The 13,944-nt window shown below is 36.8% G+C and carries 15 protein-coding genes and 1 pseudogene; 11 read left to right on the top strand and 5 right to left on the bottom strand.

Features of this window, described 5'->3' with window-relative positions; translation table 11 throughout:
* Positions 1–315 precede the first annotated feature (315 nt).
* The 3 genes from QUF86_RS19630 (at position 316) to QUF86_RS19620 (ending at position 2,130) form a co-directional block, all read left to right on the top strand.
* Positions 316–759: a carboxymuconolactone decarboxylase family protein gene (locus tag QUF86_RS19630; RefSeq protein ID WP_289316422.1), complete on the top strand. Its 444-nt coding sequence runs from the start codon at positions 316–318 to the stop codon at positions 757–759.
* Between the two features lie 316 nt (positions 760–1,075).
* The gene (locus tag QUF86_RS19625; protein WP_289335305.1) at positions 1,076–1,507 is read left to right on the top strand and encodes an N-acetyltransferase; all 432 of its coding nucleotides are present in this window, start codon (positions 1,076–1,078) and stop codon (positions 1,505–1,507) included.
* Positions 1,508–1,917: 410 nt separating this feature from the next.
* Entirely contained in the window at positions 1,918–2,130 is a 213-nt protein-coding gene (locus QUF86_RS19620) for a hypothetical protein (protein ID WP_289335304.1), read from the top strand.
* 224 nt (positions 2,131–2,354) lie between these two features.
* Here the strand turns inward: QUF86_RS19620 and QUF86_RS19615 are convergent.
* From QUF86_RS19615 to QUF86_RS19600, 4 genes and pseudogenes are all read right to left on the bottom strand, one after another.
* Positions 2,355–3,209 (bottom strand): annotated as a pseudogene (locus QUF86_RS19615) (IS110 family RNA-guided transposase); the annotation flags it as partial.
* 191 nt (positions 3,210–3,400) lie between these two features.
* Positions 3,401–3,901 carry a VOC family protein gene (locus tag QUF86_RS19610; protein WP_289335303.1) on the bottom strand — a complete coding sequence of 167 codons (501 nt, stop codon included), beginning with the start codon at positions 3,899–3,901 and terminating at the stop codon, positions 3,401–3,403.
* 365 nt (positions 3,902–4,266) lie between these two features.
* Complete coding sequence (locus tag QUF86_RS19605; protein WP_289316419.1) at positions 4,267–4,680, bottom strand: VOC family protein; 414 nt, start codon at positions 4,678–4,680, stop codon at positions 4,267–4,269.
* Positions 4,681–4,746: 66 nt separating this feature from the next.
* A complete protein-coding gene (locus QUF86_RS19600) occupies positions 4,747–5,214 on the bottom strand; it encodes a DinB family protein (protein WP_289335302.1) in 468 nt (155 codons plus the stop codon).
* A gap of 152 nt (positions 5,215–5,366) precedes the next feature.
* Between QUF86_RS19600 and QUF86_RS19595 the strand changes: the two genes are divergently transcribed.
* Positions 5,367–5,858 carry a hypothetical protein gene (locus QUF86_RS19595; RefSeq protein WP_289335300.1) on the top strand — a complete coding sequence of 164 codons (492 nt, stop codon included), beginning with the start codon at positions 5,367–5,369 and terminating at the stop codon, positions 5,856–5,858.
* Between the two features lie 210 nt (positions 5,859–6,068).
* The gene (locus QUF86_RS19590; RefSeq protein WP_063233829.1) at positions 6,069–6,449 is read left to right on the top strand and encodes a VOC family protein; all 381 of its coding nucleotides are present in this window, start codon (positions 6,069–6,071) and stop codon (positions 6,447–6,449) included.
* 100 nt (positions 6,450–6,549) lie between these two features.
* Here the strand turns inward: QUF86_RS19590 and QUF86_RS19585 are convergent, their stop codons facing one another.
* A complete protein-coding gene (locus QUF86_RS19585; RefSeq protein WP_289316416.1) occupies positions 6,550–6,870 on the bottom strand; it encodes a 2Fe-2S iron-sulfur cluster-binding protein in 321 nt (106 codons plus the stop codon).
* A gap of 261 nt (positions 6,871–7,131) precedes the next feature.
* Here QUF86_RS19585 and cdaS point away from each other — a divergent pair, with 261 nt between their 5' ends.
* The 6 genes from cdaS (at position 7,132) to QUF86_RS19555 (ending at position 13,883) form a co-directional block, all read left to right on the top strand.
* The gene (gene cdaS, locus QUF86_RS19580) at positions 7,132–7,758 is read left to right on the top strand and encodes a sporulation-specific diadenylate cyclase CdaS (RefSeq protein ID WP_483313655.1); all 627 of its coding nucleotides are present in this window, start codon (positions 7,132–7,134) and stop codon (positions 7,756–7,758) included.
* 253 nt (positions 7,759–8,011) lie between these two features.
* Complete coding sequence (gene map / locus QUF86_RS19575) at positions 8,012–8,758, top strand: type I methionyl aminopeptidase (protein WP_289316415.1); 747 nt, start codon at positions 8,012–8,014, stop codon at positions 8,756–8,758.
* Between the two features lie 245 nt (positions 8,759–9,003).
* On the top strand, positions 9,004–9,756 hold the full coding sequence (locus tag QUF86_RS19570; protein ID WP_289335299.1) for a PadR family transcriptional regulator: 753 nt from the start codon (positions 9,004–9,006) through the stop codon (positions 9,754–9,756).
* Positions 9,757–9,874: 118 nt separating this feature from the next.
* Positions 9,875–11,122 carry a GTPase gene (locus QUF86_RS19565; protein WP_289316413.1) on the top strand — a complete coding sequence of 416 codons (1,248 nt, stop codon included), beginning with the start codon at positions 9,875–9,877 and terminating at the stop codon, positions 11,120–11,122.
* Positions 11,123–11,238: 116 nt separating this feature from the next.
* Positions 11,239–12,381 (top strand): acyl-CoA dehydrogenase family protein, encoded by a 1,143-nt coding sequence (locus QUF86_RS19560; RefSeq protein ID WP_289316412.1) that lies wholly within the window; start codon positions 11,239–11,241, stop codon positions 12,379–12,381.
* A 230-nt stretch (positions 12,382–12,611) separates the two neighbouring features.
* Positions 12,612–13,883, top strand: coding sequence for a sensor histidine kinase (locus QUF86_RS19555; RefSeq protein WP_289335298.1), 1,272 nt, complete (start codon positions 12,612–12,614; stop codon positions 13,881–13,883).
* Positions 13,884–13,944 lie beyond the last annotated feature (61 nt).

Raw genomic sequence — 13,944 nt, 5'->3', positions numbered from 1 at the left:
AACAAAGTTTGATAATTTATAATAAAGATTGATCATTTGAAATAAAGTTCGATAATTTATAATTGTGGATTTAAAACAAAGTCGCGATGTTTGTAAAAAAGATGCGATGTTTAAAATAAAGTCACGACGTTTATAAAAAAGTTACGAAGCTTTGCACCTTTGGATGTAATTTGTCTAAAGGACTTTTTATGGGAAAAATAACATAATGATATTCCAGAAAAGGGCCAGATTGTATAGCAATTCCTTTATAAAAATGGTACAGATGTTCTTGTAAGGGTATAATAGTCTTATACTAAATCAAAGGGGTCTTGCTTTATGAGCCAAAGAGTTTCTTATTATGAAATTGCACCTGATGGTATGAAAATTATGATGGATATGGAAAAATACACGAAAACGACAGCAATCGAACGAAAACTTCGTGAGCTTATTAAAATTCGTGTTTCTCAAATTAACGGCTGTGCATATTGTTTGAATATGCATACAGCAGATGCTCGAAAAATGGGTGAAACAGAACAAAGAATATACTGTGTTAGTGCTTGGCAAGAGTGTGAATTCTATACAGAAGCAGAAAAAATAGCTTTAGAGTTGGCAGAGCATGTGACATTAATCCCGACAAAACGTGTTCCAGATGAGCTTTATCAACGAGTACGTGAACACTATGATGAGAAACAGTATGTTGACCTTGTTCTAATAATTAATCAAATTAACATTTGGAATAGAATTTCTATTGCAATGGGCAATAGAGCCACTGAAAAATAATTACTCTAAATCGCATTTTTAATATTCAGCAATAGGGCGCTATTGTTTAAGATCAAAGGTAGAAAATGATCAAACTTTTTTATAAAATCAAAACTTAAATATGCTAGAGAAGAATCCATTTTGATCAATCCTTTTTTTAAAATGGATTCTTCTTATTTACCATAAAATACGGGTTTGTGAGGTGTTTTTGATCAAACTTTATTTCAAAGCAACAATAATAAAGATTGATACAATAACGTTGACAAGCTGGATTGCGACAATTCAACAAACGGGCCATTTAATTGAATAAAGCATTGAGATCTATAGGGGTGATAAGGTGAATATTAGATCAAACAAGAATACAGAAGTCAATAAATTAGTAGAAATATGGTATGAAGGTTCTTTAATAGCACACGACTTTATTGATAAGAATTATTGGAAATCACAGCAAACGGAGATGGAAGAAAAGTATATCCCAATGTCTGAAACCTATGTTGTAAGTAATGAAAAAGATGTTGTCGGCTTCGTATCGATAATGGATAATTATTTGGCTGCATTATTTATTGATGTTAAGCATCAAGGTGGGGGATATGGAAAGGGATTGTTAGATTTTATAAAAAGACAAAGGGAAAATATACAATTAAAAGTGTACAAGAGAAATAAAAAAGCCGTTGATTTCTATTTGAAAAATGGCTTTGTAATAAAAGAAGAAACATTAGATGAACAGACTTCCGAGGAAGAATTTTTAATGGAATGGGAAAAGGGTTAAGTGTCGTTAGACGAGTTAGATTATTACATGAAAATACAAACGAACGATCTTCATCAATCGGGCGCGATTGCGGAAGATCACAGCCATAAAATGATCAAACTTTTTTATAAAAAATGTATACTAACTCACAAGAGAAGAATCCGTTTTGATCAATCTTTTTTCAAAACGGATTATTTTAATTTAACCTAAAATGTGGGTTTGCGAGGTGTTATTGATCAAACTTTATTTTAAACCAACAATAAAGTTAAAAAGGATGTAAAAGAGACAGAATTTTGGACAAGGAGATATAAAGTGAAGAAATTAAAAAAACGAGTTTTTCTAGGTTAGGTGTGCTGATGGCCGCGTTTATACTTTTTATAGTCTATGATTACTTAGACAATCAGAAAAAGGAAGAGCAGAGCTGAGCATTCATGGAAGAAAGCAATAAGGTAATTAATGAATATGATATTATAGCGATCGGAGTCAATCCAGATAACAAAACGATTAAAGTCCATGTGCCGATAGAGGAAGAACAACGGAATGAACTGGCCTATTCTTTGGCTCAAATCGCCCAAAAGCATGGCATGGAGGATTATGAAGTCATAGTTAGAGCTATAAGAGATGGGTACCCAGTTGCCAATTGAAAGTCTTGTGAAGGATTGTACTAAAACTAACGGGTGCGTTAGCTGAAGATCGGAGCTGTCTTTAAGGCAGCTTTTTCTTATGGAACTAAACCAGCTAATAGTTTGTCAACATTTTTCAATAAAAAGATAAAAACATACGTGATATACTAAAAATAGGCATACCAAATAACCTTCCTTCAGACTCTTCTTTGGAAGGTTTTGTTCTATTTAGTTAAATATAAATTTTAAACAATATCTTGGAAAGTCATTTTGTTCTTTAATAGAGCGAAAATCCAGTGTAAGAGCTTATTTACACAGGCTATGACGGCTACCTTATAAGGCTTTCCTTCCTCGCGCTTCTTGTCATAAAACACGCGTAGCTTCTTATTTCGAGGGATAATTTCATCAGTTGTCTTAGACTTCCGGCAGTCACGAATAGCACAACGAACTGCCATATATAAGGCGTGTCGAAGTCTGCTAGAACCTCTTTTAGTGATTCTGTTTTTGGTAGCTGTAAACTTACCAGATTCGAATACACTAGGATCAACTCCAGAGAAAGCTACAAGTTTTTTAGGATGATTAAATCGATCTATCTCACCAATTTCAGAAATAATCGTTGCTGCGATCTTTTCTCCGATACCTGGGATAGATTTGATGATAGTATATTCTTCAATTTCTTTAGCGAGGGCGTCTATCTCTGCCTCTAACTTTGATAGATGCTCTTTGTACTGAAGAAGAATATTTATATACATACCAAGGCTTAAAATATGACTCTGATAGACTGTCTTTTCAAAAGGGTTACGAGCTGCCGCAGCTTTAAGCTGAATCGCTTTTTCATTTGCCCATTTAATTGATCTACTCTTGCATAACTCAAATATCCTTGCTGTAATTGCTTCTTCACTTGCCTTCAAAATGTCCTCTGAAGAGGGGAACTCTAAAAGAGTTAAGAGTGACACCACAGAATATAAATCTCCAAAAACTCCTTTATATTCAGGAAATACTTGTTCAAGCACTGCCTGAAATTGAAGCTTTGTTTGAATCATAACGCCAGTTATGTTTTCATGTTGTTGTCTTGTGAGATTACGAAGGTTCAATAACTGGACAGAAATAGATCTACTTTAAGTACTCATTGGTGTTAGCTTGATGGGCATGGGGTATCGCCAGAAAAATGCGGATTTTAACTTTTAGGAAATTCAATTAACAAAACCTACTTTCACACCTGCAATACCTAGAAATTAGGCTTAAGTCACTTCGAATAAACACAACTCACTAGATAGTTGTTTCTTAGATCCTATCCTATATACGCCTGCTTTAAAGTTTTAATGTCAATTTTCTTCATTTGGAGCAGCGCTTTCATAACTCTTTCCGATATCTCAGGATTGGAGTCGTTGACCATCTCGGATAGATTCGCAGGGACAATTTGCCATGACACACCAAATCGATCTTTCAGCCAACCGCACACTTGTGCCTTTTTGTCTCCGCCTTCGGAAAGTTTTTCCCAATAATAATCCACCTCTTCTTGATCATCGCAATTGATGATAAATGATATTGCCTCGGTGAATTTGTATTGCGGACCGCCATTTAATGCTACGAATGTTTGGCCTTCCAGTTCAAATTCCACGGTCATCACTGATCCTTCTGGCATCCCGTGGATTTGATTTCCTTCATTTCCATAGCGGGTGATTCTTCCGATGTTAGAATTTTCGAAGATGGAAGTGTAGAACTTCGCCGCCTCTTCAGCTTGTCTATCAAACCACAAGTTTGTTGTGATTTTTTGAATTTTATTTTTCATGATTTTTTCTCCTTTATTGTTTTCATGTTTAGCCATTTTCGAAACATATTATAAGGGAAATGCGAATTTATTCGTTAAGATTAAATATCTTGAAGGTACCCCATTACTATACACCATTTATCATGACCAAAAAAATCATGTAAGGGTTAGGGTGAAGTCAAAAGCCGTTTTGTTTATTCATTTTTCACTATCATTTAACTATTTCCTTTAATTTTAATGACCTATATATAGAGCTCCGTCTCTAAGGATTGACGAAAAATTAGTTCCCTATGCTAGTTACAATATCTTTGCCTCCTGGTGATGGAAATACAAAAGGATATAGAAACTTTTCACCAGTGAAAAGTCCTATATCCAAATTTCATTTCTCAGCCCTCGAAGTTAAATTGCCATTTGATTCCGAATTTATCGGTTAATTGACCGTAAATTTTACTCCAGAATGTTTCTTGGAGCTCTAGACCAACCGTGCCGCCATCACTTAGTTTGTTAAAGATCGATTTAATTTCATCCAAATCATTACCGACATATGCCAGGCTGATATTGTTTCCTTCAACAAAAGGCATACCAGGAAAAGTATCTGAAAACATGATATTGCTTCCATTAATATTTAGCCTTGTATGCATAACTAAATCTTTCGCTTCTTCTGGAAGAGTAAATTCCGGATTAGGCGGTGTTTCCCCAAAGGTCATGATATTTGGTTGTTCCGTTCCAAAAACCTCTGCGTAGAACTCTACAGCTTCTCGACAATTTCCATTAAAATTAAGATATGCATCAACTGACATTTATCTCACTCCTATTTTTTTATTTCTTTTTCGTTGCTACAAGTTTAATGACATAATGTTTCATTATTACCTGACGAAAAATTCCGGTGGTTCAATACCGAGCATTCTTAGATAGATATAACCCTGTCCCCTATGATGGATCTCATTTTCCAAGGCATATTGAAGTCTATCAAAGTGGCTTTGTGAGGGACCGAAAAAGGGATCCTTTTCCACCACTCCAAGAGTTTCCTCGGTCATTTCCTCCCACAGTTTCCTAGTATCATCCCTTACTGCTTCGCATGCTGATAATAGTGCCTCTTTTGTAGTAATTTCAGCAAACGAATCTGGATACTCCCATACACCAAGTGCAATTCCACGAATATATCCAGTCTCAATGTTCATGATTTCTTTAACCATCTCTGCGAAAGGGCGAAGCTTCCCGGCCGGTGTATAGTGAAATAATTCCTCTTCAGGAAAGGCTTCCACCACCCGCATCGTCAATCTCCTGTTGCCTTCCAATATATTTAATAAACCCTCTTTCGATAGAACCACCATTCCACTCTCCTTTAGAAATACTCTGTATAGAAGTTCTGGGGAAAATCGAAAAGTCCTGCAAATTTCTGTATATAAAGATTGCATAGCCTTTCTTAACTACCGGGGGAGACTTTTAATTAACTCTTAGATAATTAATAAAGGGGAAATGACATATGTTCGGTTCCTTAAATAGAACAAAATTAATAAAAAATGATTTAAAAGGCATTGCGAAATTAATGTATCAGGATGTGTCAGAAGATACTTGGGATCAAGAGAACCTAACAAAGAGAAATTTAGATTTCACTATTGAAAGCATTCGCTATATAGATGCTTATACGGAAAGATTAAGTACTACTCAAATGGGTAGTGAACTTTTAAAGTTTCATTTTGATAATTTTGTGAAAAGGATAGGTGCCTATATCGGTGAAGTTATAAGAAGGCATATAAATCAAGATTATAAATGGTATGAATATGATTCTGTACATCATTTTTCTTCTACACTTGATGGGGTGAATAGGGGCATTAAATCAGAGACGGTTCTTTATTCCAAAAAGAGAGATAGAGTTATAGTACCATTAACTGTGGTAGCGCAATTTCTGGAAGGGAATTCGACACATACAGATTTCTTGGAATATGTAGAAGAAATAATAAAGCGAAATTCGTAAGAGATATCTGCTTTTTTTAAGCAATTGTCCGGATTCAAAAAATGTTTATTTATTTGACTTCCCAAAAGACGGGAAATTGAATTATGGTAAATATTGATTAAATCTTGCATTTATAATACGATTATATCAGTTATATATTTCCAACCAACATCATGCTTATACGTAGATGATATCTTGAATAACGGAACCAGCAGAAAGGGAGAGAAGCAAATGATTAATAAAGTTGGTCAAATTATGTTATATGTAAATAACCAAGACGAGTCATTGAAATTTTGGACGGAAAAATTCGGTTTTAGCGTAATTTCTGAAGAAGATAACGGCCAAGGACTAAGATGGATTGAAATAGCCCCAACAAAGGAAGCACAAACGAGCATCATCCTGCATAATAAGGAATTCATTGCTAAAATGCAGCCTGAATTAAATCTTAATACACCTTCGTTAATGTTTTACTCGGATAATCTTGATGAATTATATAAAGACTTTTCGGAGAAGAATATCAAGGTGGGAGAACTTGTAAATATGCCATCTGGAAGAGTCTTCAATTTTGCTGATAATGAAGATAATTACTTTGCGGTCATGGAAAAGAAGTAACTCTTTTGGCTAAAGATTAAAAAAACATCAAAACGACTAGAAAAACTATTTTTAGTCGTTTTGATGTTTTTTGATTAAACAACGGCACTTATGAAACTATTTAGTCAGGAGGCCTTGGCCCAGCAGGAATTCCAGAGTTTTCTTCCGTCTTGATCGGCCGAATGGTTATGTCTCCATTCACGTAAATTTGACAAGATAAACGCAAATGATCTTCCATTCCTTTTTCCTCAAAGCTCATTTTTTCTTTATGTGTGTCCTCCAAAAAATCACCTGCCAATATTTCAACTCTGCAAGTTGTGCATTTAGCCTTCCCTCCGCATCGGTGGAGAATATTTATACCGTTGTCTTCCAATGCTAATACTAACTTTTTTCCCATTTCAACTTCAAACGTTCCTTGATCAAATACTGTTACATTAGGCATCTAATACCACCTCTTATTATAGGATATCTTTCAACAGGTCATTAACATATCTATTCTATTACCTTGTCCATATGACAAAAAAAAATGTGAAGTCATAGTAAAGATGAATAATTAATTATCGTGAAGACAAACTTTAAGTACATTCATAATTATAAATTTAACAAGGCATAAATAGAGCTAGGGAAAATAAGAATGGTCTTTTAGAGGCCCATTGAGATTTATTGAAAAAAAGAAAGTGAAATAATAAAAGGAGGGAGGTGCATGCCTGTGAATAATGGCAATTGTGATTTTTCACCAATGAAACAAATGTTAAAAGAGGATTTACGTCAAGTAATATTGGCATTACAGGATAACTTAGACGCAATGGGTGACGAAAGTTATTGTCTTCTTGGAAATTTCGAGAAAATAAAGGATAAATTTATATACATCGATATGAAAGCAGCAACGTTTTATTTGAACTGTTATTTGTCACCGTTTACAGACAAATATCCCGAATTATCAATTTGCGTACAAAATCTGTCGAATTTGAGACATGGCGGGTTGATTGTGATTCAACGGGGAGATCCTCTTGATTCATTGATTCAACCCGGTATTTCAATAGGAGCGGAGTTAACCCATTCTTTATTGGAATCAATTTTTTTTCCTGGAAATCCGCTCCATGATGGTGCCGTTTTGGTTAGTCAAAATCAGATTGTTTCCGCAGCAAATGTCCTCCCGCTTTCAGACAGATCAACAGGGGGAAAAAAACTTGGAACACGCCACCGCTCTGCATTAGGTTTATCTGAACGAAGTGATGCCCTTGTATTGGTAGTATCCGAGGAAACAGGAAGAGTTTCATTTGCGTTAAATGGGAATCTGTACCCGATTAATGCACATGGGCCGATATAGAATTTTAAGAATTAAGTCCTATGGTGATTATAATGTTCTAGGTAATTCACACCTGTAATATTCATTTGTGTAAAAACGCAAACGCTAGCCTCCATTTTTAGCACTTTTGTAATTCAAATGCATATTTTTCTCGGAATTACAGGTAACCCGGTGAATTTTTACCGGGTTTTTGGTTGCTTTTTATATAAAAAAAGGCATATGATAACTAAGGAGATTAAATCAGAAAAGATATAAAACGAAAGAGGATTTTTAAATGATAACTATTAAAAGTGAACGAGAAATACATTTGATGCATGAAGCTGGCAAACTTCTTGCTGCGACGCATAGAGAAATCGCTAAAATGATAAAACCGGGCATCACGACTTGGGAAATCGAAGAGTTTGTCGATAAATACTTGGCAGAGCACGGTGCTACACCTGAACAAAAGGGTTATAACGGCTACAAATATGCAACATGCGCATCTGTGAATGATGTAATTTGCCACGGCTTCCCGCAAAAGAAAGCCCTGAAAGAGGGAGACATCGTAACGATTGATATGGTGGTGAACCTAAACGGTGGTTTGGCGGATTCAGCTTGGACATATGCAGTCGGTGAAGTTTCAGATGAAGCTCAACGTTTAATGGATGTAACTAAGAATGCTCTATATAGAGGCATCGAAGTTGCACGTGCAGGCAATCGTCTCGGGGACATTGGGCATGCAATCCAGTCATATGCAGAAGGTGAAAAGTTTTCTGTTGTCCGTGATTTTACAGGACACGGTATCGGAAAAACCATGCACGAAGACCCAACCGTTTTACATTATGGTAAACCAGGTAAAGGTGCCCGTCTTAAAGAAGGTATGGTCATCACCATTGAGCCTATGTTGAATGCAGGAACATGGCATATGAAAATGGACCAAGACGGATGGACGGCGAGAACGGCAGATGGAAAGATTTCTGCCCAATATGAACATACTCTCGTTATTACAAAAGAAAATCCAATCATTTTAACGGAACAATAAACAAAAAGAAGAAACGGCCTAATCGCGGACCGTTTCTTCTTTTTTTGTTTTAAACTATTTTACAATAAACCTCGACAGAATATTCTGAATCCCCTCATCCCAAAATAGATTAAATACGAAAAATCAGTACTAAGTACTTAGGTAATAAAAACTTTACTATTATGTGGCAGCACAGGATAATAAGGGATAAGGAAGAAATATTTAATTGATGAGTTTTATAAAAAGGATATAAAGGGGGGTTGACAGTGAAGAAAGGGGAAAAACTGTCTACAACGGTTGAATCGGTTGGGTTGAGCCAGCGGGAATTTTTAACGATTTTCTTACTGCATTCTTTGAAATTAAAAGCGAATTATCCAAGGGCGATCCATCAGGACCTAAAAAATACGTTTACTGGAAAAGTGCATAGCTATGACTATTTATGTAAAATATCCAATATGCTTGTCGAATCCAACCATTTATCATTATATACGAATAAAGGAAGAAATTATTATCAGATAACTGAAAAAGGAAAAGAGCTTTACATATGGTACCAAGAGAATTTCCTGGAACGGTTTTCCGAAGTGAAGAAGGTCATTGATCGGTTCATGTTCGATTTAAGGGGATCTGGTGAAAACCCCCCGGTTCTTAATGAACTTCCTGAAGAATACAGGTCGTATTTCTCGAAAATAATATCTGTGAAGGACCTTGTCCGTTATGTTACTTTAAAAACTGCTTTCACTAAGAAGCCTATTTACATGGGTGAAATTGGCGACCTGCTTAAAAATCAGTTCGGTTGGATTGCGTCTAACGGCTATTTATACGATTTATCTCATGAAATGGAAGAGAACGGGCTTCTTGTCGGCAGATGGGAAAGTGAAAAGCGAACAAAACGATATTTACGAATCACCGATGAAGGACAGCATCATTATAAACAGATTGCGGATTCGGCTGCTTTTCAAGTACAGGAAATTCAAAAATACATGGCGAGTGTCGTAATGTTCTTAAAAGAAAAAGCTTAAATAAATTATTAGAAATGGAGCCCCTTAAGTTTGTAAGGAGATTCGAGTTACATGCTTAAATTGAATCGTTAAAGGGTAAATGTTACTTAAAACACTTCTTAACAAGGGGGAATGCGTGATGGTGGAAAGACACGATGAAATGGGAAGCATATTCAGTTTCATTAAAGGCCAGGTAGATAAGCTGCCCATTTCACAATCGAAAAAGAACAAAATGCTCGACCAGCTATTGAAGCTCAAAACGATGACGGTTGATGCAAGAGAACCGCGAATTGCTCTTGTCGGAAGGCGTGGGTCTGGAAAATCATCACTGATCAACGCGATGTTTGGTCAGGAAAAGCAATATGTCAGTTCCGTTAAATCTGGAACGGGTAAGGGAAAATGGCTTTGGTACCCAAGTGATGCTGAGCCCAAAATACGTTTGCTGGACTCCCGCGGGTTGGGTGAGAGTGAAACTCCAACGGAAGAATTTGAAGAAGAAACACCAATGGATGAATTGATAAAAGCGGTAACCGAAGAACAGCCTGATGTGTTTCTTTTCTTGATTAAAGCTAAAGAAACGGATTCACGGGTTGAAGAGGATTTGCAAGAGTTGAACAAGCTGCGCAAGATTGTTAAAGAGAATCACCATTATGATGTACCCGTTATCTGTGTGGTCACCCAGGTGGATGAGTTAGATCCTCCACATTATAAACAAGCACCTTTTGATGCCAATCCAAAGAAAAAGCAAAATATTGATGAAGCGATCGCTTTGATGGCTAAGCGATTTAACGAAAGTGAAATCCCACTATTGAACATCATTCCGATTTGTTCGTATATTGATTTCGATGAAAGCGGAAATATTGAATATGATATGCGTTGGAACATCGATTTGCTTTCTGATTACTTGATCGAGGCCTTACCCAGTGAAGCGAAGCTGAAGACGGCCAAAGCCATGCAAAGCCAAATCGTTAAGAAGAAATTCGCGAGGACGATCGTGGGAACATTTACGGCAATTGCCGGTTTAATCGGTGCAGAGCCAATACCTTTTGCCGATTTTCCCATTTTGACCGGCATTCAAGGGTTGATGATTGTAGTGATTGGTTTTATCGCGGATAAGGACATCAATACAAAAACGGCAGGTGAATTCATAACAGCATTAGGCATCAATGTTGGAATCGGTCTCCTTGTCAGGGAGGGTGTCAGGGCTGCAGTTCGTTTCATACCAGGGGCTGGTCTAGCCGTTTCCGGTGCGGTAGCGGGTGCTGTCACGTATGGAATCGGGCAAGCCGCGATAGCTTACTTTATCGAAAACAAAGATATTGATCAGGCGAAGAAAGCTTATAAGAATGCTAACAAAGAATATAAAAATGAAGACATTGACTCTTAAATGGCAGATTCAAACCATAAACTAAACTAAGATGATAAGATAAAGTGGTGTTCGCAGTTGCTGTTTCTGCTGCTGGATGGTTCATGAATTTGTTTACTATAGGAGGAATGATCTTCATGTCGTTTTTTCAGTCACAGGAGCAAAAAGAATATATACAAAAATTAGAGGAAGCGATTCAGTCCTTTTCCGCTCGATCTGAAGTTCTTGATGATACAAAGGGTTTTCCTTTTGAAAACATTCAGGAGTTAAAGGAATTCGGATATCCTAAATTGACCTTAGCCAAAGAAGATGGGGGAAATGGCGGTTCCTTATATGATTTTCTCCTATGCCAAGAAAAAATAGCTCAGTATTGTGGTCCAACAGCTTTAGGAATAGGCTGGCATGTCGGAACGGTCCTATCCTTAACCGAGAAAAGACCCTGGGAAAAAGGGGCCATGAATGAATTGTTTTCTGAAGTGTCGAAAGGCGCCCTCATCAACACGGCAGCATCTGAGGCTGGAACAGGAAGCCCGACGCGTGGCGGCCGTCCGGAAACGATCGCTATCAAAAAGGGTGAACAATGGAATTTGAATGGAAGAAAGACTTTTACTACACTCTCACCCGTCCTTGATATTTTTCTTGTAACGGCATGGGTACCCGAGGATGAGTGTTTAGGCACATTTTTAGTCCATCGTGATGTAATCGGTGTAAGTATAGAAGAAACTTGGGATATGATTTCCATGCAGGGAACAGGAAGTCATGATTTGGTGTTAAATGACGTCAGCCTGCCTAAAAAGCATTTACTCATGAAAAGTAAACCTGGTGGAAACAGGAAACCTGAAGCATGGCTCTTACATATACCGGCTTGCTATTTGGGAATTGCAGTGGCTGCCAGAAATTATGCAGTTGAATTTGCGAAAACCTATTCTCCCAATAGCTTACCAGGACCAATCAGGGACCTTCCGAATGTTCAACGGACAATTGGGGAGATGGAATTGGAATTGAGCGAGGCACACCATTTTCTCTACTCTGTCGCAGAAAAATGGGAGCAGCACCCTGAAGATCATGATGAACTATCGAAACAATTGGGTGCTGTTAAGTTATCGGTCGTCAATAAATCGATTTCGATTGTCGATAAAGCGATGAGAGTCGTCGGAGCCAAAAGTTTACAACGGACAAATCCCCTGCAACGCTATTATAGGGATGTACGCGCAGGACTTCATAATCCTCCGATGGATGATGCGACAATCACCATGCTAGCAAAATCAGCTCTTTATTAAGTGAGTATTCGGAAATTATCTGATGGCACTGAAATGACATCGTCGTTTCAGTGCTTTTTCCTGTTTATTCTCTACCCCCTATTCTTCCGTTTTAATTGTTGGTACCTCTATGCTTCAGCTGCCTCATTTTAATTCCAACAATATAATTTTACTAGCTAATCATTCTCTATCTTGTTATGATTTATATACCTGTCTAAATCTTCGAAAAATATCGAAAGTTCGGTGTAAAAATGAATCTTATGACAAAAGATTTACTGATTAACTTTTTAATTATCCTTTTTCCGATTTTTTTATTGCAAATGAGCTATCTAGTAAAGTACGTATACCGTTTAGATGCATTAAAAGGATCGTTCTTATCCATTTTCCCTATTCTCTCACTTGTTCTATGCATGCTTTTCCCCGTTGTCACAGAAAAGGATTTTGTTTGGGATCTTCGATGGATTCCATTTCTATTAGGCGGTTTATATGGAGGGTACCGGTTAGGAATCATATTAATTGTCATCACTCTACTTATTCGCTATTTAACAGGGGGGGAAAATGGATTTTATATATCATGCATCACTTTTCCGCTAATTGGTGTTTCCCTGTTTTTTATATCGAAATACTATCTAAAAATGTCAGTCAGTAAAAAAATCTTCATCGGTATTTCATTAATCTTTATTGTTCACAGTCTCACACAGTTTATTTCAACAGAAGTATTTGAACTTACTATAGGCATAAGTATATGGAAACAATACTTCACGATCCAAGTCATAGGAATTGTTGTTGTAATATTACTATGGGAGGTCATTCTCACTAATTTTCAGGTTCTCGAAAAATTAGTGAAAGCGGAAAAATTGCAAATCGTTAGTCATCTGGCTGCAAGCATCTCTCATGAAGTCAGAAATCCCCTTACAGTTACTAGGGGATATATTCAAATGTTAAGCGAAGACGTTTCTCCCAATACAAAGGTTAAGTATGCAAATATTGCGTTGAAGGAATTAGATCGGGCTACGGATGTCATAAATGATTATTTGACGTTTGCTACCATAAGCCCTGAAAATAAAGAGCGATTAAGGGTATCCGAGGAAATTCAGCATGTCGTGAACAGTATAAATCCCTTGGCAAACGATAATGGAATCGAATTGAAATTATCCCTATTCGAAGATGAAGCTTATTATATCATGGGGGAAAGGAAGAAATTCCAACAGTGCTTGTTCAATATCTTAAAGAATGGCATAGAATCGATGCAAGATGATGGCGAAATATACATACATTTAATTCATGCTGCCCCCACCATCCAAATTAAGATTCAAGATCAAGGAATTGGAATGACACAGGAACAAATATACCGTTTAGGTGAACCTTACTTTACAACAAAAAATAAAGGAACGGGATTAGGCATGATGGTTTCATATAGCGTTATAAAAAGCATGGATGGATCGATACATGTGTCAAGTGTACAAGGGAAAGGTACATGCTTCTCTATTAACCTGCCCCTTCATAGATACGAGCCAATTTGAATTTAGTGTAAATTGACGGTTTTATTCTCATACATTACAATTTAAGTAAACTACCAATTAT

This window comes from Peribacillus sp. NJ11, assembly GCF_030348405.1.
Classification (GTDB): Bacteria; Bacillota; Bacilli; order Bacillales; family DSM-1321; genus Peribacillus.
The sequence above is the reverse complement of the archived record's forward strand: the minus strand, read 5'-3'. Positions and strand labels throughout refer to the sequence as shown.